The 21818-nt window shown below is 52.8% G+C and carries 18 protein-coding genes and 7 tRNA genes; 4 read left to right on the top strand and 21 right to left on the bottom strand.

Translation table 11 applies throughout. The features are described 5' to 3' along the window. Positions 1-93: 93 nt before the first annotated feature. The 5 genes from lnt to miaB form a co-directional block, all read right to left on the bottom strand. Entirely contained in the window at positions 94-1617 is a 1524-nt protein-coding gene (gene lnt, locus AAIE03_RS12140) for an apolipoprotein N-acyltransferase (RefSeq protein ID WP_105083086.1), read from the bottom strand. A 4-nt stretch (positions 1618-1621) separates the two neighbouring features. Next, complete coding sequence (gene corC, locus AAIE03_RS12135; protein ID WP_014593173.1) at positions 1622-2503, bottom strand: CNNM family magnesium/cobalt transport protein CorC; 882 nt, start codon at positions 2501-2503, stop codon at positions 1622-1624. Between the two features lie 81 nt (positions 2504-2584). Continuing rightward, entirely contained in the window at positions 2585-3058 is a 474-nt protein-coding gene (gene ybeY, locus AAIE03_RS12130; protein ID WP_013025028.1) for an rRNA maturation RNase YbeY, read from the bottom strand. Next, positions 3055-4116: a PhoH family protein gene (locus tag AAIE03_RS12125; protein WP_014606308.1), complete on the bottom strand. Its 1062-nt coding sequence runs from the start codon at positions 4114-4116 to the stop codon at positions 3055-3057. Before AAIE03_RS12125 ends, ybeY begins: the two co-directional genes overlap by 4 nt. A 207-nt stretch (positions 4117-4323) precedes the next feature. Then, on the bottom strand, positions 4324-5748 hold the full coding sequence (gene miaB / locus AAIE03_RS12120) for a tRNA (N6-isopentenyl adenosine(37)-C2)-methylthiotransferase MiaB (protein ID WP_014606307.1): 1425 nt from the start codon (positions 5746-5748) through the stop codon (positions 4324-4326). Positions 5749-5916: 168 nt separating this feature from the next. On the opposite strand from miaB, the gene ubiF reads away from it, so the two are divergent. Further along, the gene (ubiF, locus tag AAIE03_RS12115) at positions 5917-7089 is read left to right on the top strand and encodes a 3-demethoxyubiquinol 3-hydroxylase (protein WP_014593176.1); all 1173 of its coding nucleotides are present in this window, start codon (positions 5917-5919) and stop codon (positions 7087-7089) included. Between the two features lie 95 nt (positions 7090-7184). Here the strand turns inward: ubiF and AAIE03_RS12110 are convergent. The 12 genes from AAIE03_RS12110 to nagB form a co-directional block, all read right to left on the bottom strand. Next, a tRNA-Gln gene (locus AAIE03_RS12110) sits at positions 7185-7259 on the bottom strand. Positions 7260-7286: 27 nt separating this feature from the next. Beyond that, positions 7287-7361, bottom strand: a tRNA-Gln gene (locus AAIE03_RS12105). Between the two features lie 6 nt (positions 7362-7367). Then, positions 7368-7444, bottom strand: a tRNA-Met gene (locus AAIE03_RS12100). Positions 7445-7466: 22 nt separating this feature from the next. After that, positions 7467-7541 (bottom strand) — tRNA-Gln (locus AAIE03_RS12095). Positions 7542-7575: 34 nt separating this feature from the next. Beyond that, positions 7576-7650 (bottom strand) — tRNA-Gln (locus AAIE03_RS12090). A gap of 22 nt (positions 7651-7672) precedes the next feature. Then, positions 7673-7757, bottom strand: a tRNA-Leu gene (locus AAIE03_RS12085). A 10-nt stretch (positions 7758-7767) separates the two neighbouring features. Continuing rightward, positions 7768-7844 (bottom strand) — tRNA-Met (locus tag AAIE03_RS12080). 218 nt (positions 7845-8062) lie between these two features. After that, positions 8063-9730, bottom strand: a complete 1668-nt coding sequence (asnB, locus tag AAIE03_RS12075) for an asparagine synthase B (protein WP_013025032.1) — start codon at positions 9728-9730, stop codon at positions 8063-8065. Between the two features lie 304 nt (positions 9731-10034). Then, complete coding sequence (locus AAIE03_RS12070; RefSeq protein WP_013025033.1) at positions 10035-10787, bottom strand: HAD-IIA family hydrolase; 753 nt, start codon at positions 10785-10787, stop codon at positions 10035-10037. A 40-nt stretch (positions 10788-10827) separates the two neighbouring features. Then, positions 10828-12048, bottom strand: a complete 1221-nt coding sequence (gene nagC / locus AAIE03_RS12065) for a DNA-binding transcriptional regulator NagC (protein ID WP_014593177.1) — start codon at positions 12046-12048, stop codon at positions 10828-10830. A 7-nt stretch (positions 12049-12055) separates the two neighbouring features. Further along, a complete protein-coding gene (gene nagA, locus AAIE03_RS12060) occupies positions 12056-13204 on the bottom strand; it encodes an N-acetylglucosamine-6-phosphate deacetylase (protein WP_014593178.1) in 1149 nt (382 codons plus the stop codon). Positions 13205-13264: 60 nt separating this feature from the next. Further along, a complete protein-coding gene (gene nagB, locus AAIE03_RS12055) occupies positions 13265-14065 on the bottom strand; it encodes a glucosamine-6-phosphate deaminase (RefSeq protein ID WP_014593179.1) in 801 nt (266 codons plus the stop codon). A 325-nt stretch (positions 14066-14390) separates the two neighbouring features. Between nagB and nagE the strand changes: the two genes are divergently transcribed. The 3 genes from nagE (at position 14391) to AAIE03_RS12040 (ending at position 18873) form a co-directional block, all read left to right on the top strand. Next, on the top strand, positions 14391-16427 hold the full coding sequence (nagE, locus tag AAIE03_RS12050) for an N-acetylglucosamine-specific PTS transporter subunit IIBC (protein WP_014593180.1): 2037 nt from the start codon (positions 14391-14393) through the stop codon (positions 16425-16427). 151 nt (positions 16428-16578) lie between these two features. Continuing rightward, the gene (gene glnS / locus AAIE03_RS12045; protein WP_014606305.1) at positions 16579-18246 is read left to right on the top strand and encodes a glutamine--tRNA ligase; all 1668 of its coding nucleotides are present in this window, start codon (positions 16579-16581) and stop codon (positions 18244-18246) included. Positions 18247-18477: 231 nt separating this feature from the next. Beyond that, the gene (locus AAIE03_RS12040) at positions 18478-18873 is read left to right on the top strand and encodes a hypothetical protein (RefSeq protein ID WP_015700747.1); all 396 of its coding nucleotides are present in this window, start codon (positions 18478-18480) and stop codon (positions 18871-18873) included. Between the two features lie 60 nt (positions 18874-18933). Here the strand turns inward: AAIE03_RS12040 and fur are convergent, their stop codons facing one another. The 4 genes from fur to ybfF all read right to left on the bottom strand — a co-directional run bounded on the left by fur (position 18934) and on the right by ybfF (position 21581). After that, on the bottom strand, positions 18934-19377 hold the full coding sequence (fur, locus tag AAIE03_RS12035) for a ferric iron uptake transcriptional regulator (protein WP_013025040.1): 444 nt from the start codon (positions 19375-19377) through the stop codon (positions 18934-18936). 335 nt (positions 19378-19712) lie between these two features. After that, a complete protein-coding gene (gene fldA, locus AAIE03_RS12030) occupies positions 19713-20243 on the bottom strand; it encodes a flavodoxin FldA (RefSeq protein ID WP_006118431.1) in 531 nt (176 codons plus the stop codon). 122 nt (positions 20244-20365) lie between these two features. Next, the gene (gene ybfE / locus AAIE03_RS12025) at positions 20366-20650 is read right to left on the bottom strand and encodes a LexA regulated protein (protein ID WP_013025041.1); all 285 of its coding nucleotides are present in this window, start codon (positions 20648-20650) and stop codon (positions 20366-20368) included. 166 nt (positions 20651-20816) lie between these two features. Then, positions 20817-21581 carry an esterase gene (gene ybfF / locus AAIE03_RS12020; protein ID WP_014606303.1) on the bottom strand — a complete coding sequence of 255 codons (765 nt, stop codon included), beginning with the start codon at positions 21579-21581 and terminating at the stop codon, positions 20817-20819. Positions 21582-21818: the final 237 nt, after the last annotated feature.

The raw sequence follows: 21818 nt of genomic DNA, 5'->3' as shown, positions 1-21818 counted from the left end.
GGCCGTTTTACTGCAGAGGCAGAGGCAGAGGCAGAGGCAGAGGCAGAGGCAGACAGATGAAGAGGCGGCGAAACAGCGCTTCGCCGCAGAGGATTAGCGGTTACGCCTGATAAAGGCAATAACGCCGCTCAGCAGCGCGGCCAACCACACCGGCCAGATGCCGGCTTTAGAATAGGGCGTTTCACCGCGGGTGGGCGTCACGTTATCCACTAAAACATCCCGGGTGAACTGGGGCAGCACTTTCTCCACATCGCCATCGGCATTCACCACGGCCGTTACGCCGTTGTTAGTGCCGCGCAGAAGTGGCCTGCCCAGTTCCAGCGCTCGCATACGCGCCATCTGGAAATGCTGCCAGGGGCCAATCGAGTGACCAAACCAGGCGTCGTTAGAAACGGTTAACAGGAAATTGGTATCCGGACGGAAGTTAGCGCGCACCTGTTCACCCAACACGATCTCATAGCAAATGGCCGTGGTCAGATGATAATTCGCCACATTAAGCTGAGGTTGCAGATAAGCGCCGCGGCTAAAGGCGGACATCGGCAAATCAAAGAAAGGGGCCAGCGGACGCAGCAGATCGGCCATGGGCACGAATTCCCCAAACGGTACCAGGTGGTTTTTTTGGTAGCGGTTAGTGCTGTAGTAGTTATAGGGTTTCGGGCCGCCCAGCACGATGACCGTGTTGTAGTCGTGGTAACGATTCTGTTCCAGCCGTGAATCGACGATGCCGGTTACCAGCGAGCTGCCGCGCGCGCGCAGTTCATTATCCAGCGAACGCAGGAAAGGCTGCTGGTTGCTTTCCAGATCGGTAATGGCCGACTCAGGCCAGATAATAATGGGGGCTTTGCCCATCAGCGGCTGACTCAAATCGCTGTAGATGCGCAGGGTATTTAGCAGCTGCTGCGGATCCCACTTCATTGACTGGGGGATATCACCCTGTACCAGCGCCACGTTTACCGCCTGCTTCGGCAGCGCCTGATACCAGTGCAGATAGCGTAACGGCCAGCATACCGCCAGTAATGCCAACGCGCCCAGCAGGCTTTTAAGATGGCGTTGCTGCAGAGCATAAACCAGTAAGCCCGCAACGATCATCAGCAGGAAGGTGATGGTTTCCACACCGGCCAGGGGCGCAATCCCTTTTAACGGGCCGTTAATCTGGCTATAGCCGAACTGCAGCCACGGAAAGCCGGTTAATATCCAGCCGCGTAAAAATTCGGTGATCTGCCACAGCGCCGGCGCGGCCAGGGCCAGTCGCCACAGGGTAGTTCGCGGCCAAATGCGGTTGAGCAGTCCGGCAAACAGCGCCGGATAAACGGCCAGATAAGCCGCGAGCAAAACGACCAGGAATACGTTAACCGGGCTTGGCATTCCGCCAAAGGTAGCGATACTGACATAGACCCAGTTGATACCGCTGCCAAAAAGGCCAAACCCCCAGATGAAACCTATGGCGCTGGCCTGCGGGCTGGTGCGGTTTAACGTAAGGATTTGCAACCCACACAGCGAGAGCAGGGCGGCAGGCCAAAAATCATAGGGGGAGAAGGCAAGCGTGCCGCAGGCACCGCTGAGTAAAGCCAGCAGCAGACGGACCCGCTGCTGCTGGTAAAGTGAGGCTAATGCCATAAATTTATTCGTCATCCAGTTGAGGTTGCGCCGAATTTTCCGGAATTTTTACGTGCACCTGGATGATACGACGGCTGTCAGCCATGGCAACTTTGAACTGGTAACCATCGATGTCGATGCTTTCGCCGCGCGCCGGCAGGTGACCAAAGCCCTGCATCACCAGTCCACCGATGGTATCCACTTCATCGTCGCTGAACTGGGTGCCAAATACCTCGTTGAAATCTTCAATCGGGGTAAGTGCGCGAACGGTATAAGTCTGACGGTTAAGCTGGCGGATATCACGATCTTCTTCATCGTCATATTCGTCTTCGATTTCGCCCACGATCAGTTCCAGAATATCTTCAATCGTGACCAGTCCGGACACACCACCAAACTCATCGATCACAATCGCCATATGATAGCGCTGTGAGCGAAACTCTTTCAGCATGCGGTCAACGCGCTTACTCTCAGGGACCACGACCGCCGGACGCAGGACTTTTTCCACGCTGAAAGGCTCAGATTCGCTGCTCATAAACGGCAGCAGATCTTTCGCCATCAGGATCCCTTCAACGTGGTCTTTGTCTTCGCTGATAACTGGAAAGCGGGAGTGCGCGGAATCGATAATCACGCTGAGGCACTCTTCCAGGTTCTGATTACGTTTCAGCGTAATCATCTGGGAGCGGGGGATCATGATGTCACGCACGCGCTGTTCTGCAATATCCAGCACGCCCTCGAGCATGTCCCGGGTATCCTGATCAATCAGATCTTTTTGATTGGAGTCACGGATCAGGCCCAGTAGCTCGTCACGGTTTTTAGGTTCACCGTGGAACAGTTGGTTGATGAGAAGGGAAAAAAATCCCTTTTTACTACTGGGTGCATCGCTGTTTTGAGAATGGTCGTCGCTCATGGCGGTTTTTAAAGATCTCTCTGGTAAGGAAATTACGCTGCCGGCCTGTTCACCAGCAGCAGGGTGGCCTGAATCAGATACTCAGGTGTTTTCTTTCTCCGAAATGTACGGATCAGGATAACCAAGAGCAAGCATTATCTCTGTCTCAATACCTTCCATCTCTTCGGCTTCACTGTCTTCAATGTGATCATAACCCAACAGATGCAGCGTGCCATGGATCACCATGTGCGCCCAGTGGGCTTCTGGGGTTTTTCCCTGCTCCTGCGCTTCCTGCTCAACGACCTGACGACAAATGATCAGATCGCCTAACAGCGGTAATTCAATGCCGGGCGGGGCTTCAAAGGGAAATGACAGCACATTGGTCGGTTTATCTTTGCCCCGATAGGTCAGATTAAGTTCATGACTTTCGGCTTCATCCACCAGACGAATGGTCACTTCACTTTCTGGCTGGAAGGGCGTTACCGCCGCTTCCAGCCAGCGTTGAAACTGGCTTTCAGTCGGTAAATTATCGGTCTGCTCGCAGGCCAGCTGCAGATCGAGGATCACGTCGCTCATGAATTCTCCTGGGCGCTGTGCTGAGCCGCAAGGGCATCACGTTTACGCTCTTCCGCTTGCTGATCGCGGCGTTTTTGATCGGCTTCTTCCCAGGCTTCATAAGCGGTCACAATGCGTGCCACTACGGGATGACGCACAACGTCCTCGCTGTGGAAGAAGTTGAAGCTGATCTCTTCCACTTCAGACAGCACCTCAATGGCGTGACGTAAACCGGATTTCGTGTGGCGCGGCAGGTCAATCTGCGTCACGTCACCGGTGATGACCGCTTTAGAGTTAAAGCCAATACGGGTCAGAAACATCTTCATCTGCTCGATAGTGGTGTTCTGACTTTCATCAAGAATAATGAAGGCGTCATTGAGCGTACGGCCGCGCATGTAGGCCAGCGGGGCCACTTCAATGACGTTGCGCTCCATGAGTTTCTCGACCTTTTCGAATCCCAACATCTCAAACAGGGCGTCATAAAGAGGGCGCAGATACGGGTCCACTTTCTGACTCAGGTCGCCCGGCAGAAAGCCCAGTTTTTCCCCCGCTTCGACCGCGGGACGCGTCAGCAGGATACGTCGAATCTCCTGACGCTCCAGCGCATCGACCGCAGCGGCCACGGCCAGATAGGTTTTACCCGTACCGGCCGGACCCACGCCAAAGGTGATGTCATGGTCGAGAACATTTGCAATGTACTGTGCCTGATTCGGCGTACGTGGCTTAATGACGCCACGTTTGGTCTTAATGTTGACCGCCTTACCATAGTCCGGCACGCTTTCCGCCGTTTGTTCCAGCACCCGGCTCTCTTTAATCGCCAGGTGAATCTGTTCAGGCTCAATATCCGGGATCTCCCCGCGCACTGGCGCAGTATCGACATAGAGCGTTTTCAGGATATCAACCGCGGCATTCACACACAGCACCCGACCAACCAGTTTAAACTGGTTGTCACGGCGATTAATCTCAATGCCGAGACGACGTTCCAGCTGTTTCACATTATCGTCGAACGGACCACACAGGCTCATCAGACGGCGGTTATCAGCCGGTTCAAGGGCGATTTCACGGGTTTCAATATTCAAACGAATCCTTTGGGTCACTCAGGGCCAGTTGAAAGGGTTTGCTGCTGCATCAAACGCGTTAAGCGGATGCATCGTAACGAAATTATTTATGCGGTAGCGCCGGGGCGCAAGCTTGTGAAGTGATATTTGGGCGGCACTGGCATAAACCAAGTGCAAAACAGCAGAATGTGCGGCGGCGAATGCTGGGCCGCCGCACAAAACGAAGCATCAGGGCTGGAATACGCCAACGCCGATGTCGTTTTCCTTGCGGGTACGGGCGATAACGGACGCCGGGCTTTCCGCCACACGCAGGCCCAGTTCCTCTTCTGTACGAACCAGCTTGCCGCGCAGTGAGTTGGTATAAACGTCCACGATTTCCACGTCGGCAAATTTACCAATCATCTCCACGGGCCCTTCAAAGTTGACCACACGGTTGTTTTCGGTGCGGCCAGTCAGCTCCATCACGTTTTTACGTGAGATGCCCTCGACCAGAATGCGCTGCACGCTGCCCATCATACGACGGCTGATGGCCATCGCCTGCTGATTGATACGTTCCTGCAGAATATAGAGACGCTGTTTCTTCTCGTCTTCGCTGACGTCGTCAGGCAGGTCTGCCGCCGGTGTACCGGGACGCGCGGAGTAGATAAAGCTGTAGCTCATATCAAAGTTGATATCGCCAATCAGCTTCATGGTCTGTTCAAAGTCCTGCTGGGTTTCCCCCGGGAAGCCAATGATAAAGTCAGAGCTGATTTCAATATCCGGACGCGCCGCCCGCAGTTTGCGAATGATGGCCTTGTATTCCAGCGCGGTATGCGCACGCTTCATCAGCGTCAGAATACGGTCGGCACCGCTCTGTACGGGCAGATGCAGGAAGCTCACCAACTCTGGCGTATCGCGATAGACCTCAATGATGTCATCAGTGAATTCAATCGGGTGGCTGGTGGTGAAACGAATGCGGTCAATGCCGTCGATGGCCGCGACCAGACGCAACAGCTCAGCAAAGGTGCAAACGTCACCATCGAAGGTTGCGCCGCGATAGGCATTGACGTTCTGACCGAGCAGGTTGACCTCGCGAACCCCCTGTGCGGCCAGTTGGGCGATCTCCAGCAGAATATCATCTGAGGGACGGCTGACTTCCTCGCCGCGGGTATAAGGCACCACGCAGAACGTACAGTATTTGTTGCAGCCTTCCATGATGGAGACAAACGCGGTTGGCCCTTCGGCACGCGGTTCAGGCAGGCGGTCAAACTTTTCGATTTCCGGGAAGCTGATATCCACAACCGGACTTTTGCTGCCGCGCACGGTGTTAATCATTTCGGGCAGACGGTGCAGGGTTTGCGGACCAAAGACGATGTCCACGCACGGCGCACGCTGGCGAATATGATCGCCTTCCTGTGACGCAACGCAGCCGCCGACACCGATAATCAAATCCGGGTTGCGCTCTTTCAGTTTTTTCCAGCGCCCCAACTGGTGGAAGACCTTCTCCTGCGCTTTCTCGCGGATAGAGCAGGTGTTGAGCAGCAGAATATCCGCCTCTTCGGCTTCCTCTGTCAGGGTATAGCCGTGCGTACTGTTCAGTAGGTCAGACATCTTAGATGAATCGTACTCATTCATCTGACATCCCCAGGTTTTGATATGCAGTTTTTTTGTCATCGAGCTAGCCATTAAATCAGTGCAGTGAAGTGCTGGGGGCGTATTGTAATGCTTTGCTGCGGATGTGACCAGCCTGAGGGCTTTTCTGATCGTGTCTGATTTTTCCGGTACACTTTGCCGTAAGACAACCGCGCTGAAAAGTGACGGCAGATAAGAGGGAAAAAAGTTATGCAGGATAACCGGTTTGATGTGGTGATAGTGGGCGGAGGCATGGTCGGCGCCGCGCTGGCATGTGGTCTGACGCAACACCAGTTTCGTGTGGCGGTTGTAGAGCGGGCAACGCCACCTCCTTTTGATCCACACAGCCTGCCCGATGTGCGTATTTCCGCGGTCGGATCCTCTTCCGTGGCACTCCTGAAACAGCTCAACGTCTGGCAACGTGTTGAGGCGATGCGCTGTGCGCCTTATCGCAAACTTGAAACCTGGGAGTGGCAAACGGCGCAGGTCAATTTCGACGCCGAATCGCTGGGGCTGCCTGAACTCGGTTACATGGTTGAAAATAATGTGTTGCAACGCGCCCTGTGGGAAGAGATGGAACAGCGCGGGATCACCCTGCTGTGCCCGGCGACGATGGACGATCTCCAGCCCTGCAACGGCGGCTGGACGCTGTCATTGAGCAATGGGGCTGCGGTCAGCACGGCATTAGTCGTGGGGGCCGATGGTGCCAACTCGCAGGTGCGGCAAATGGCCGGTATCGGCATTCGTGGCTGGCGCTACGCGCAGTCCTGTCTGCTGGTCAGCGTCACCTGTGAACATCCCGCTGGCGATGCCACCTGGCAGCATTTTACGCCGCAGGGGCCGCGTGCGTTTCTGCCGCTGTTTGGCAACCATGCTTCTCTGGTGTGGTACGACTCCGCTGCACGCATTCGTCAGCTACAGACTATGCCGATGGCGCAGCTGGAAAAAGAAATTGCCCGGCATTTCCCGGCACGGTTGGGACGCTTTCACGCCCATGCAGCCGGGGGCTTCCCGCTGGTGCGTCGTCACGCCTCGCGCTATGTTATGCCAGGGCTGGCGCTGGTGGGGGATGCCGCGCACACCATTAATCCTCTGGCGGGGCAGGGCGTCAATCTGGGCTATCGGGATATCGATGCATTAATGGACGTATTGATTGAGGCGCGCGATAAAGCAGAGGACTGGTCATCCGAACGCATACTGCTGCGCTATCAACGCCAGCGGCGCAACGATAACCTGCTGATGCAGAGTGGCATGGACCTGTTCTATTTTACCTTCAGTAACCAGGTTGGGCCGCTAAAGCTGGTGCGCAATCTGGGACTCATTGCCGCTGAGCATTCAGGCGTGCTGAAGCGTCAGGTTTTGCGATACGCACTGGGATTGTAAGCATCGGCTGCGCGTTGCCTTGAGGTGATGCGTGGTCTGTCTGACCGAAAGACAAAAACAACAAAGCCCGCAGAAGCGGGCTTTGTTGTTTAATTTGGCTGGGGTGCAGGGATTCGAACCCCGGAATGCTGGTATCAGAAACCAGTGCCTTACCGCTTGGCGACACCCCAATGGTGTCAAATCAAATTGTCTAAAAATGGCTGGGGTGCAGGGATTCGAACCCCGGAATGCTGGTATCAGAAACCAGTGCCTTACCGCTTGGCGACACCCCAAGAAAATGGTGGCTACGACGGGAATCGAACCTGTGACCCCAGCATTATGAGTGCTGTGCTCTAACCAGCTGAGCTACGTAGCCAAATTGTACTGCCTTTCGATGATGGCTGGGATACCTGGATTCGAACCAGGGAATGCCGGTATCAAAAACCGGTGCCTTACCGCTTGGCGATATCCCATTCGTCCACTCGCAGCCGCGAGATACATCGAAATTGGCTGGGGTACCTGGATTCGAACCAGGGAATGCCGGTATCAAAAACCGGTGCCTTACCGCTTGGCGATACCCCATCCATGCTGCCGAATCATGAAATGGTGCGGGAGGCGAGACTTGAACTCGCACACCTTGCGGCGCCAGAACCTAAATCTGGTGCGTCTACCAATTTCGCCACTCCCGCAGAAAAAAGATGGTGGCTACGACGGGAATCGAACCTGTGACCCCAGCATTATGAGTGCTGTGCTCTAACCAGCTGAGCTACGTAGCCATCTTTTTTTCGCGCAACCTTCATCGGCGTTGCGGGGCGCATTATGCGGAGTTGACTACACAGCGTCAACAAGTTTTTTGCCGTTTTTTGCCTTCAAACGCCTGTTTGTCTGGCTTATAACCAGGGTGATGCTTTATTCGGCAATTTTTCAGTGAATACAACGGCAATAACAAAAAAGATGGGCCGTATACGGCCCATATTGTCACTCAGTATAGCACTTATTTGTAGGCAGACTGGTGAACGCCTACGGCACGTCCTGACGGGTCATCCATGTTTTTAAAGGCTTCGTCCCACTCGATGGCTTTTGCCGATGAACAGGCAACAGACGGCCCGCCTGGTACGCACTCGGCAGCGCTCGGCAGTGGGAAGAGCTCTTCAAAGATTTCACGGTACAGGTACGCTTCTTTCGACCCCGGCGTGTTATACGGGAAACGGAAGTGCGCCGTCGCCAGTTGCTGATCGCTGATTTGTTTGGCCGCGACTTCTTTCAGTGTGTCAATCCAGCTGTAACCCACGCCGTCAGAGAACTGCTCTTTCTGGCGCCAGGCCACGCTTTCGGGCAGGTAAGAGGAGAAGCATTCACGCAGAATGTGTTTTTCCATTTTACCGTTGCTGCCGCACATCTTGTCTTGTGGGTTAATACGCATGGCGACATCCAGGAATTTCTTATCCAGGAACGGCACGCGTGCTTCAACGCCCCAGGCAGACATCGCTTTGTTGGCGCGTGCGCAGTCAAACATATGCAGGGCCAGCAGTTTGCGAACGTTCTCCTCATGGAACTCTTTCGCGTTTGGCGCTTTATGGAAATACAGATAACCACCAAAGACTTCGTCAGCCCCTTCGCCCGACAGCACCATTTTGATGCCCATGGCTTTAATCTTACGCGACATCAGGTACATCGGTGTGGAGGCGCGAATCGTGGTCACATCATAGGTTTCAATGTGGTAGATCACGTCACGAATCGCATCCAGGCCTTCCTGCACCGTGAAGTGAATTTCGTGGTGCACCGTACCCAGATGCTCTGCCACCAGTTTGGCCGCTTTCAGATCCGGCGATCCTTCCAGACCGACCGCGAACGAGTGCAGCTGTGGCCACCAGGCATCACTTTTATCCTGATCTTCCACGCGTTTGGCCGCGAAACGTTTGGTTACCGCTGAAATAATTGACGAGTCCAGACCACCAGACAGCAGCACGCCATACGGAACATCGGACATCAGGTGGCTTTTTACTGACTCTTCCAGCGCATGTTTCAGTTCTGCTGCGTCAGTCACGTTGTTCTCAACGTTCTGGTATTCCATCCAGTCACGCTGCCAGTAACGACGAATTTCACCGTCGGTGCTGGAAAGGTAGCTTCCCGGCGGGAATTCTTTGATTGAACGGCACACTGGCACCAGCGCTTTCATTTCTGAGGCGACAAACAGGTTACCGTGCTCATCGTTGCCCATATACAGCGGGATGATACCGATATGGTCACGGCCAATCAGATAGGTGCCTTTGACGCTGTCATACAGGATGAAGGCAAACATGCCTTCCAGTTCGTCAAGAAAATCGACACCTTTCTCCTGGTACAGCGCCAGAATCACTTCGCAGTCAGAACCGGTCTGAAACGCGTAGCGATCGCTTAATTTTGCGCGCAGGGCCTGATGGTTGTAGATCTCACCATTGACTGCCAGTACGTGGGTGTGGTCAGCGTTATACAGCGGCTGTGCACCGTTGTTCACGTCAACAATTGAGAGGCGCTCATGAGCAAGAATGGCGTGGTCATCGGCGTAAACGCCTGACCAGTCCGGCCCACGGTGACGCATCAAACGTGAGCTTTCCAATGCTTTTTTACGTAACTCAACGGGATCGCTTTTCAGATCCAGCACACCAAAAATAGAACACATATCTGACTCCTGAACTCACCTGCGGCGATGTAATTTTACGTTTGTCCGGCAGCCTGTGGCTGCGTGATGTATAAGAAAATGCGTTATTTACGGTCCCCAATGCAAGAGGAATCGTATTTTGCTGATGAAAATGTTGTTGTGTGGCGAGGTATATTGAATTTTATCTAACAGAATTGGACTTTTATTGTTGAATCGGCAATGAAATGAAATTTCAGCACGCTTTTTGAGCGAGGATAACGGGCGCAGAGAGCCATAAAGGTGAGACGCACCACAGAATCTGGCAGTGCGTCATAAGAGAAATGAATCAAAAGAGGTCGATATCGGCAACAGACGGGAAAATCCAGTCAGGACGGAAAGGCATCGCATCAATGTCGGTAAGCGTGGATACGCCAGAAAGCACCAGAATCGTTTCCAGACCGGCCTGAAAACCAGCGAGGATATCGGTACGAAGATTATCGCCCACGATAACCGTTTCCTCTGAATGGGCCTGCATCTTGTTCAGCGCGGCGCGCATGATGTAGGGGCTGGGCTTGCCAACGTAAAATGGCCTGCGACCTGAAATCTTTTCAATACCGGCACACAGTGCGCCACAGGCGGGCACAAAGCCCCGGGCATGCGTATCGGGATTGGTTGCAATGAACCGCGCGCCGTTTGCCACAAAGAAAGCGGCCTTGTGCATCATGTCCCAGTTGAATGAGCGGGTTTCCCCGACGATAACGAAATCCGGGTTAACGTCAGTGATGGTAAAACCGGCTTTATACAGCTCGTGTACCAGCGCACCTTCGCCAATGACATAGGCTTTTTTGCCTTCCTGGCGGCGTAAAAAGTCCGCGGTGGCCATGGCTGAGGTGTAAAACACCGAATCCGGTATGTCGATTCCCGCTGAGGAAAAACGGTTTGCCAAATCACGCGCCGTTTGTGAAGGATAATTGGTCAGCACCACCAATGGCATGTCTTTCGCCAGGATGCGCTGCAAAAATTCTTTCGCGCCGGGCACTGCGGTATTGTCGTGCATCAGCACGCCATCGATATCACAAATTACATTTTTAATCGTCATAAAGGGGTTCCGATACGCGCCGCGCTGAGTAAGGCCGCGCTTAGTCTTCTAAAAGTTGTTGCAGCAGAATGCCGTTTAACATCGCCCGTTTTGCCAGGGCAAAGGCCCCAATCGCGGAGCGGTGATCGAGTTGTGAACGCACCACCGGCAGATGTTTACGGAAGGCCGCCAGCGCCTGGGTATTAATGCAACTTTCTATGGCCGGGAGCAACACGCGTTCAGCTTCCGTAATTTCGCCGGCCAACACAATTTTTTGCGGATTAAACAGGTTAATGGCGATAGCAATGGCTTTACCCAGATAGCGACCCACGTATTCGACAACTTCACTTGCCAGCGCATCGCCCTGGTTCGCCGCCTGACAGATGTGCGGCATCTGGCAGGCATCCTGAGTCAATATGCTGGGGTAGCCTTTATTCAACAGCTCTCTGACGCGCTGTTCAATGGCGCCATTCGCCGCGATGGTTTCAAGGCAGCCAAAGTTACCGCAATGGCAGCGTTCCCCGAGCGGATCGACCTGAATATGGCCGATTTCACCCACGTTGCCATTACTGCCCAGGAATATTTGTCCGTTGGCAATAATCCCTGCGCCCGTTCCCCGATGCAGTCGCACTAATATGGAATCAGCACAATCACGGGTTGCGCCAAAATAGTGCTCTGCCAGCGCCAGACTGCGAATGTCATGACCCACAAAGCTGGTCACCTTAAAGCGTTTTTTCAGGTTGGCCACCAGAGGCCACTGGTCCACCGTAATGTGCGGCATATAACGGATAACGCCATTATGCGGATCGACCAGGCCAGGCAGAATCACCGAAATGGCTATTAGCTCACGAATTTTCGCTTCGCTCTGCTCAATAAAATGCGCAACGGCATCGAACAGCGCCTGCTCCAGCGTGTCCTGCGTGGTTTGCGGCAGGGGATAATCCTGCTGAGCCAGTGATTTGCCGCTTAAATCGAACAGCGTTAAGGTCGCATCGTTGCGGCCGAGGCGCACGCCGATAGTGTGAAAGTGACGGGTTTCAGTGACGATGGAGATCGCGCGGCGTCCGCCGGTGGACGCCTGCTGGTCCACCTCTTTGATCAGGCCGCGCTCAATAAGCTGGCGGGTAATTTTGGTGACACTGGCGGGCGCGAGTTGGCTCAGATCCGCAATCTGAATGCGCGAAATCGGTCCCTGTTGGTCGATTAACCGGTAGACGGCTGCGCTGTTCAGTTGTTTGACAAGATCGACATTTCCAATTTGTGTCTGGCCGCCAGTAGTCATTCAGTGCTTACTCGCTCAGGACGTTATCTCCATTGACTAACGTCTTAATAATTTTAAAGTCGCGTGTAAATACGGTCAGATTGGCGAGTTTTCCTGCCTGGATAGTGCCTGACTGTTTTTCTACGCCCATTGCCCGTGCCGGATAAAGTGATGCCATGCGCAGCGCTTCATCCAGTGGAATGCCTGCATGTTCAACGCTGTTTTGCACGGCTTCGATCATCGTCAGTGCTGAACCGCTCAGCGTGCCATGTTCATCAACACAGAGTCCATCACGATAATATATTGTTTTACCAGCAAAAATAAACTTATCGATTGTGGCACCTGCGGGCGCAGTGGCATCGGTTACCAGGACCAGCTTGTCACCCTTAATGCGTTTGGCATTACGAACGTTAGCGTAATGAACGTGTAAACCATCCGCAATGATGCCGCAGTATACATCAGGCGCATCAAACAGCGCACCGATTAGGCCCGGCTCACGCCCAGCAAAGGCCGGCATGGCATTATAAAGGTGCGTCGCAAAGGTGATGCCGGCGGCAAAACCCGCTTTGGCTTCTTCGAAGGTGGCATTGGAATGACCCGCAGACACCACAATACCGGCGTCGCTGAGTTGGCGAATCACGGCGCTTCCGACGCTTTCTGGCGCCAGTGTGACCTTGCTAATCACATCCGCGTTCTCACACAGGAAATCGACCATCTTCGGATCGGGCTGGCGAATAAGGGCAGGGTTATGGGTGCCTTTTTTGGCGACGTTCAGCCACGGACCTTCCAGATGTAATCCCAGCAGAAAGTGGGGATACTTCTGCAAAAAGGCGCGCATTGTTTCGACGGCGCGCACCATGAGTTCGTCACTGCTGGTAATCAGCGTTGGCAGAAAGCTGGTGCAGCCGGATTTAACATTGGCGCGGTGCATGGTTTCCAGCGTTTCCACGCTGATGGCATGGATATCGTCATTAAACTGCACGCCTCCACAGCCGTTAAGCTGCAGGTCAATAAAGCCGGGTGCGATAATCGCGCCCCCAACATCCTGCTGTTCTATTTCTGGCGGCAAGGCTGCCAGAGAGCAAACCCGCTCAATTTTGCCGTCAGCGATGACGACAGCATGATGATCGAAAATGTCATCGCCGCTGTAGATACGGCCGTTCACTAATGCGTACATCTTGTTCTCCCGGCTTGCCTGCCGTTAACGCGTCTAACCGCAGGTGACGAAATGATTGTGTTAAACGCCCTGCATATTTTCCGCTTCCATTTCACGGAAGTATTTCACCGTTTTTACTTTTAGCTCCATGGTGGCAGGCTCATCACAGACCACCACGGATTTAGGATGAAGCTGCAGGCAGCTAATCGTCCACATATGGTTCACGTTCCCTTCAACAGCAGCCTGCAACGCCTGGGCTTTTACGTGCCCGGTGACCAGGATCATGACTTCTTCGGCATCCAGCAGCGTACCAACACCGACTGTCAGCGCGTATTTGGGTACCTGATCCACATCACCGTTGAAAAAACGCGAGTTCGCTACGCGCGTGTCGTGCGTCAGGGTTTTAATCCGGGTGCGTGAAGACAGAGATGAGGCGGGTTCATTAAACGCGATATGCCCATCGTTACCAACGCCGCCCATAAACAGGTGAATTTTACCCAGTGTCCGAATTTTATCTTCATAACGGCGACATTCTGCGTCAATATCTGGCGCATTACCATTCAGTAAATTGATATTTTCTGGTTGGATATCAACGTGGTCGAAGAAATTGCGGTACATAAAGCTGTGATAGCTTTCCGGATGCTCTTTCGGCAAGCCAACGTATTCGTCCATGTTAAAGGTCACGACATGTTTAAAGCTGACCTGGCCCGCTTTGTGCATGTCAATCAGGTGTTTATAGGCTTCCAGCGGTGTTCCGCCCGTGGGCAGTCCCAGGATAAAAGGCTTGTCAGCACGGGGATTAAACGCATTGATGCGATTGACGATATGGCGTGCCGCCCATTTGCCGACCTGAGTTGGGGTGGATAAAGGAATCAGTCTCATATTGCACCTCGAATGTGAGTTAACGGTCAGACGTGCAGCTATTACGCGGGTCAGGCCTGAAGTGGCAGGCGCAAAGGGTGTTAGAAAGCGCACATCTTGATATTTCGCATCATAAAATAAGTTTGCCTTTATAGCCAGTGAGAGTGACCTTAAAAATCGATTTATGGTGATAATTGTCACAGATAGTAGCTATTAATTTGTGAAGCGAATTAAATTGTTATTACACTCCACAGCATTGAGTGTAATGCCGTAAGAGGCTTGCTGCTGACATAACAACATTAAGCGGCAGCATAGCTACAGAGTCAGTTCATAGGGGGAAGGGTCAATGTTAAGTTATTTACAACGAGTGGGACGGGCGCTGATGGTGCCGGTCGCCACTTTGCCTGCTGCAGCAATACTTATGGGGATCGGCTACTGGATCGATCCGGACAGCTGGGGCGCGGGTAATGCCTTTGCCGCCCTGCTGATTAAATCCGGTGGCGCGATCATTGAAAACATGTCAGTGCTGTTCGCGATTGGCGTGGCGTACGGTATGTCAAAAGATAAAGACGGCGCGGCCGCACTCACCGGCTTTGTTGGTTTCCTGGTCGTGACGACGTTGTGTTCGCCTGCCGCCGTGGCGATGATTCAGAAAATACCGGTGGCTGACGTCCCTGCGGCCTTTGGGAAAATCAGCAATCAGTTTGTCGGTATTCTGGTTGGGGTTCTGTCAGCCGAAGTCTACAACCGCTTTAGCCATGTTGAACTGCCCAAAGCGTTCTCGTTCTTCAGCGGCCGTCGTCTGGTCCCGATTCTGGTCTCGTTCCTGATGATTCTGGTCGCGTTCATCCTGATGTATATCTGGCCAGTCATCTTTAATGGTCTGGTGAGCTTTGGTGAGCATATCCAGAAGCTGGGATCGGTAGGGGCTGGCGTCTATGCCTTCTTCAACCGATTGCTTATTCCGGTAGGCTTACATCATGCGCTGAACTCCGTGTTCTGGTTCGACGTCGCGGGCATCAACGATATTCCTAAATTCCTCGGCGGTGCACAGTCGCTGGCGAATGGCACCGCTATTCCGGGCATCACGGGCCGTTATCAGGCGGGCTTCTTCCCTATCATGATGTTCGGTTTACCCGGCGCAGCGCTGGCGATTTACCATTGTGCTCGTCCTGAAAATCGGGCGAAGGTCGGCGGGATCATGTTGGCGGCGGCTTTTGCAGCCTTCTTTACCGGCATTACCGAACCACTGGAATTTTCCTTTATGTTCGTGGCACCGGTACTCTATGTCATCCATGCTGTGTTGACCGGTCTGTCTGTGTTTATTGCTGCCAGCATGCATTGGATTGCCGGCTTTGGTTTCAGCGCGGGGCTGGTGGACATGGTGCTCTCATCCCGCAATCCCCTGGCGACGCACTGGTACATGCTGATTCCGCAAGGGCTGGTGTTCTTCGTTATCTACTATGTTGTGTTCCGTTTCACCATCAAAAAATTCAACCTGATGACGCCGGGCCGTGAGCTGGCGGTTGCTGGCGATGAAACCGATGGTTATGACGTGAATGTGGATACTACCGACAACGGTGAGAGCGCGACCGAATCTCTGGCGCGTCGTTACATTGGCGCGGTGGGCGGTTCAGACAACTTAACCGCGATCGATGCCTGCATTACGCGTTTGCGTCTGAATGTGAAGGATGCCGGGCAGGTTAATGAAGGCGTGGCGAAACGCCTGGGTGCCTCAGGTGTCATCCGCCTGAACAAGCAGAGCGTTCAGATAATCGTCGGCACACAGGCTGAAAGTATCGCCATGGCCATGAAAAAAGTGTTGGTGAAAGGCCCGGTTGCAGCCGCTACCGCCAGCACCGCCAGCGCACCCGCTGCGGCCAGCGACGTGAAACCTCAGGCTGTGTTAAACAGTGAAAAACGCGTTATCGCGACCTTAGTGGCGCCCGTAAGCGGTGAAATTGTGCCGCTGGATGCCGTACCGGATGAGGCTTTTGCCAGTAAAGCGGTCGGCGACGGTGTAGCAATCAAACCCAGCGACAAGCGCGTTGTGGCCCCCATTGCGGGCACCGTGGTGAAAATCTTTAACACTAACCATGCGTTCTGCCTGGAAAGTGAAAACGGGGTGGAGATCGTGGTGCACATGGGGCTGGATACCGTGGCGCTGGGCGGTCAGGGCTTTACCCGTTTAGTGGAAGAGGGCGCTCAGGTCACGGCAGGTCAGCCGGTGCTGGAGATGGATCTTGACTATCTCAACGCCCATGCCCGCTCGATGATAAGTCCGGTGGTGGTCAGCAATATTGAAGACTTCGCAGGATTAACGCTGTTGACGCAGGGCCAGGTGATCGCGGGTGAAACCCCGCTGTATGAAATTAAAGGCTAATTCGCTGTATCAACAATAAAAGGCAGGAAGCGATTCCTGCCTTTTTTATTTTAAACGCCCAACAAACGGTTGTTTCTCTGCAACGCTTTGTGGATCATACCCGGATATTACGTGGTATAAACCACCCTTTCTACGCGTTGAGGATTTTGAGATGAGTGAGGCTGAAGCCCGCCCAACTAACTTTATTCGTCAGATTATTGACGAGGATTTGGCGAGCGGGAAGCACAGCAGTGTGCATACCCGTTTCCCGCCAGAGCCAAATGGTTATCTGCACATCGGTCATGCTAAATCAATCTGCCTGAATTTTGGTATTGCACAAGACTATCAGGGCGAGTGCAATCTGCGTTTTGACGATACCAATCCGGTTAAAGAGGATATGGAATTTGTTGAGTCCATCAAGCGTGATGTGCAGTGGTTGGGTTTTTCGTGGAGTGGCGACGTTCGTTATTCATCTGACTATTTTGATCAGCTTTACCAGTATGCGGTTGAACTGATCGGAAAGGGACTTGCCTATGTTGATGAACTGACCCCTGAAGAAATTCGTGAATACCGGGGAACGTTAACCGCGCCGGGTAAAAACAGCCCATACCGCGATCGCAGCGTGGAAGAGAACCTTGCCCTGTTTGAAAAAATGCGCAACGGTGAATTTGCAGAAGGTAAAGCCTGTCTGCGTGCAAAAATTGATATGGCTTCCAGCTTTATCGTTATGCGCGACCCGGTGCTGTACCGCATTAAGTTTGCTGAACATCATCAAACCGGCAACAAATGGTGCATCTACCCGATGTACGATTTTACCCACTGCATTTCCGATGCGCTGGAAGGCATTACGCATTCACTCTGTACACTGGAGTTCCAGGATAACCGCCGTCTGTATGACTGGGTGCTGGACAACATCACGATTCCGGTTCATCCACGTCAGTACGAATTTTCGCGCCTGAATCTTGAATATGCGGTGATGTCAAAACGCAAACTCACGCAGCTGGTCAGTGAGAAGCATGTGGAAGGCTGGGACGATCCCCGTATGTTAACCGTGTCCGGCCTGCGTCGCCGTGGTTATACCGCGGCCTCAATCCGTGAGTTTTGCCGGCGTATTGGTATTACCAAGCAGGACAACATTGTTGAAATGGCCTCGCTGGAGTCTTGTATCCGCGACGATCTCAATGAAAATGCGCCACGCGCGATGGCGGTGTTGGATCCGGTTAAGCTGGTGCTGGAAAACCTGCCGGCAGGCCATAACGAAGTGCTTAGCATGCCGAACCATCCTAACAAACCGGAGATGGGGACGCGCGACGTGCCGTTCAGCCGCGAAATCTGGATCGATCGGGCCGATTTCCGTGAAGAAGCTAACAAGCAGTATAAACGCCTGGTGCTGGGTAAAGAGGTGCGCCTGCGTAATGCGTACGTGATCCGAGCCGAGCGTATCGCGAAAGATGAAGAAGGCAATATCACCTGCATCTACTGCACCTGTGATGTGGATACGCTGAGCAAAGATCCTGCTGACGGCCGTAAAGTTAAAGGCGTGATTCACTGGGTGTCCGCTGAACATGCGCTGCCCGCTGAGTTCCGTCTTTACGATCGCCTGTTTAGCGTACCCAATCCTGGCGCGGCAGACGATTTCCTGACCACGATTAATCCCGACTCGCTGGAGGTCAAACAGGGCTTTGTTGAACCCGGCCTGCGTGATGCGGTGGCCAGCGCGCCCTACCAGTTTGAGCGCGAAGGCTACTTCTGTGCCGACAGCGTTTATTCAACCCCTTCACAGTTAGTGTTTAACCGCACGGTAGGTTTACGCGATACCTGGGCGAAAATCGGCGAATAATTTCTCTGTGATGTTGACCGCAGGGTAATCGAAAGGGCGACTTATCGCCCTTTTTTATTGCGGCGATTTTTTTTAGTACCGACGTTTCTCCTGAGCAGAGTCAGAGTATTAATTTTATTTTTGTGGAACCGCTCTCAGTTTAATTTTTTTAATAAATTTCCCAGTGTTAATTCTTTTTTTTCAGGTACGCTAACCCTCTGAAGTATCAGTTTGTGGGTTTAAAAGGAAAAAATGACACTTTTTGCACAGGAAGCCAAACATAGCGTTGTCGTGTTACATCAGCTTATTGAACATATTTTTAATCATGGTCGGGATGGTAGCGACAGTTTTCATCTGCTGCTCTCGCACTTTCATCCCGATTTTAAGATGGTCACGCCGCAGGGAAAACAGCTGAACCTGGATCAGGTTGAAGATCTTTTTCGACGACTGCAGGGGGCAAGGGAAGGGATGCGCATTGCGACCAGTGAGCATGTAATTCTTTCTGAGCATGCGAACGAAGTGACGATTCAGTATCGCGAACTGCAGATGATGAATGGTGAAAATAAAAGCCGTATTTCGCTGGCGATTCTGGACTGCACCACCTCTGTTCCACGCTGGCGCTACCTGCAGGAAACGCTCGTGACCTGAGCGACAGCAATAAAAAAGCCGATGTGAACATCGGCTTTTTTACTTTATACCCGAAAGCGCTTATTTGTCGTGCAGCGTTTCGTCTTCACGGCAGTCGCCCAGTGCACAGTGACCGTACAGGTACAGGCTGTGGTTGGTGAGCTTAATACCATGACGGGTCGCGATTTCACGTTGACGCGTCTCAATGGATTCGTCACTAAATTCAATCACTTTACCGCAATCCAGACAGATCAGGTGGTCGTGATGGTGCTGCTGCGTCAGCTCAAACACCGATTTACCGCCTTCAAAGTTGTGGCGGGTCACGATGCCTGCATCGTCGAACTGGTTAAGCACACGGTAGACCGTGGCCAGTCCAATCTCTTCGCCCATGTCGATCAGGCGTTTATACAGATCTTCCGCGCTGACGTGATGGCATGCAGGTTCCTGAAGCACTTCCAGAATTTTGAGTCTGGGCAATGTGACTTTCAGGCCAGCCTTCTTTAATGCGGTATTGTTGTCAGTCATGCGGATATTGTCCTGTTACTTTAGTCACTCTTGTGGCACGTAGCCTGTATGTCGATCGACCGCCATTCTCATTTGCGTCTCATTATAGAACTGATGCGCTGAAATGAAAACCGATGTCCTTGCGATGCGCCAGCGGCGATGTTCGCTGCGCATGGCATGGAAAGCGGACGAGTCGCATTTCGCGTTTTGTCATCTCAGTTCCTGGGAAATAAGCAGATGATCGATGCGGGTATTCTACAGATTAAATGGGGAAAGTTACAAAAATGTAGCTATTATTTTTATAGGAAAAGCCGTTTGCTCAGTGTGAACCTGCGTCCACACTGAGCTCAGCGCGATCAGGCTTCAATGATTTCTTTGAGCTGCAGCTCATCAAAAATTTGCTTAACCCATTTATCAACGCGTTCGTTGGTCAGCTCTGGCTGGCGATCTTCATCAATAGCCAGACCCAGGAAGTGGTTGTCATCAGCCAGGCCTTTTGACGCTTCGAAGTGGTAACCCTCGGTCGGCCAGTGGCCCACGATGATGGCGCCGTTAGGTTCGATGATGTCACGAATGGTTCCCATGGCATCACAGAAGTACTCTGCGTAATCTTCCTGATCGCCACAGCCAAACAGCGCAACCAGCTTGCCGTTAAAGTCGATCTCTTCCAGCGTCGGGAAGAAGTCATCCCAGTCGCACTGGGCTTCACCGTAATACCAGGTGGGGATGCCCAGCAGCAGAATGTCAAAGGCTTCTAAGTCTTCTTTAGTGCTTTTCGCGATGTCGTGAACTTCTGCAACGTCTTTACCCAGTTGTTTCTGGATCATTTTTGCAATGTTTTCGGTGTTACCGGTATCGCTGCCAAAGAAGATGCCTACGATTGCCATGGGTAAAATAACCTCTTAAATCCTGATGATAGAATGAATGCCGGAGCCTGTTCAGCAAATGATAGCAGACCGCGCAAAAGGGCGGAATGTGTAAAGCCGCGACATTTGTTTCTGTGTGCGGTTTACCCGCGTGAGTCCAGTTTGAGTTGTGCCAGCAGCATTTGTTCAATTAATTCGCTGCGGCTGAGATTGCGCTGCTCAGCCAGCATATTCAGCGCTTCAACGGCTTCACTGTTCATTTTGAGTTCGACACGACGAAGTCCGCGCCCTTTGTCACGTTTCAGTTGATTGCGTTTGTTGATACGCAGTTGTTCATCACGCGTAAGCGGACTGGTTTTTGGGCGACCAGGGCGACGCTCGTTAGCGAACAGATCGAGCGTCGTACGGTCAGTGTGTTCTTTTGCCATGACTTAGTACAACTGAGTGGGCGCGAACGAGACGTTTCCGCTGCGCAGATTAAAGTATTGACTCTTCCCGCGGGCAACCGCGCCCACGGCAAAAATTTAGCGCGCCATCATACTCCAGGCTAACCGCGGACGCCAATCTTAAACTTTTACAGCCAGTTAAGATGTTTTAAAGCGCAAAAAAGCGTCGAATACTGCGTAAAACGGCATCAGGTTTTTCAGCATGGACCCAGTGACCAGCACCACCGATCACATGTGCATGCGCGGCCGGGAACTGCCTGAGTAACGCGTCACGATACTGATTATCCAGATAAGGTGAGTCGCCACCGCGAATAAACAGCGCGGGATGTGGCCAGGCAGGCACCTCCTGCCAGCCGGAGATCAGCGCATAGTTGTCCCATAACACCGGGACATTAAAGCGCCATTCGCCCTGACTGAATGATTTCAGGATGAACTGAATGACGCCGTCCTCATCAATATGGTTGCGCATGATCTCTGCGGCTTCAGTGCGCAAGGTGACGCCAGCGGCCGTGACGGCCCGGATAGCGGCGAAAATCTCGTCATGCCGACGTGTCTGATAGTCAACGGGCGCGATGTCGATCATCACCATCTGTTCGATACGTTCTGGTGCCAGCGCGCTCATTGTCATGGCGATCTTACCGCCCATGGAATGACCAATGACCGCGATCCGCTCAATCCCCTGAGCATCCAGCGTATCCAGCATGTCCTGAGCCATCACCCTGTAGTTCATCTCGTCTGCGCGCGGCGATAGCCCGTGGTTGCGCACATCAACCTGAATAAGCGGTCGATCGTCTTTAAGCCCTCGGGCCAGAATGCCAAGGTTATCAAGACTGCCAAACAGACCATGAATCAGCAGGACAGGTGTGGAATCAGAAGAAGATTGTTCAGTTTGCAGGCGCGCATTCAAAATCATAGCAAAGTTCTTAAGTGTGAGACCTGAGCTTAGGTTATCATGGTTTCACCTTTTCAGGCGCGCTGCTTCCGGCGGCATTAGGACATATTCTGACTTTTGCCCATAAACCGTTTGAATGCTATCAGCCTGTCTGAATTTAACTTTATAATCTTCATGTTAGAACCTGCCTCCTTTTTGAAATGCCGATCAGCAGCTCGGGGTATTCAGAAAATCGCGGGTTCTGTCGTGAGTAAAAAA

The organism is Pantoea sp. Ae19-2, from assembly GCF_059801205.1.
Note: the sequence above shows the minus strand (reverse complement) of the source record. Positions and strands in the feature narration are given on the sequence as shown.

Coding starts and splice junctions, on each gene's coding strand:
- lnt (WP_105083086.1), bottom strand. CDS start 1,617: ATGGCATTAGCCTCACTTTACCAGCAGCAGCGGGTCCGTCTGCTGCTG.
- corC (WP_014593173.1), bottom strand. CDS start 2,503: ATGAGCGACGACCATTCTCAAAACAGCGATGCACCCAGTAGTAAAAAG.
- ybeY (WP_013025028.1), bottom strand. CDS start 3,058: ATGAGCGACGTGATCCTCGATCTGCAGCTGGCCTGCGAGCAGACCGAT.
- miaB (WP_014606307.1), bottom strand. CDS start 5,748: ATGACAAAAAAACTGCATATCAAAACCTGGGGATGTCAGATGAATGAG.
- ubiF (WP_014593176.1), top strand. CDS start 5,917: ATGCAGGATAACCGGTTTGATGTGGTGATAGTGGGCGGAGGCATGGTC.
- asnB (WP_013025032.1), bottom strand. CDS start 9,730: ATGTGTTCTATTTTTGGTGTGCTGGATCTGAAAAGCGATCCCGTTGAG.
- AAIE03_RS12070 (WP_013025033.1), bottom strand. CDS start 10,787: ATGACGATTAAAAATGTAATTTGTGATATCGATGGCGTGCTGATGCAC.
- nagC (WP_014593177.1), bottom strand. CDS start 12,048: ATGACTACTGGCGGCCAGACACAAATTGGAAATGTCGATCTTGTCAAA.
- nagA (WP_014593178.1), bottom strand. CDS start 13,204: ATGTACGCATTAGTGAACGGCCGTATCTACAGCGGCGATGACATTTTC.
- nagB (WP_014593179.1), bottom strand. CDS start 14,065: ATGAGACTGATTCCTTTATCCACCCCAACTCAGGTCGGCAAATGGGCG.
- nagE (WP_014593180.1), top strand. CDS start 14,391: ATGTTAAGTTATTTACAACGAGTGGGACGGGCGCTGATGGTGCCGGTC.
- glnS (WP_014606305.1), top strand. CDS start 16,579: ATGAGTGAGGCTGAAGCCCGCCCAACTAACTTTATTCGTCAGATTATT.
- AAIE03_RS12040 (WP_015700747.1), top strand. CDS start 18,478: ATGACACTTTTTGCACAGGAAGCCAAACATAGCGTTGTCGTGTTACAT.
- fur (WP_013025040.1), bottom strand. CDS start 19,377: ATGACTGACAACAATACCGCATTAAAGAAGGCTGGCCTGAAAGTCACA.
- fldA (WP_006118431.1), bottom strand. CDS start 20,243: ATGGCAATCGTAGGCATCTTCTTTGGCAGCGATACCGGTAACACCGAA.
- ybfE (WP_013025041.1), bottom strand. CDS start 20,650: ATGGCAAAAGAACACACTGACCGTACGACGCTCGATCTGTTCGCTAAC.
- ybfF (WP_014606303.1), bottom strand. CDS start 21,581: ATGATTTTGAATGCGCGCCTGCAAACTGAACAATCTTCTTCTGATTCC.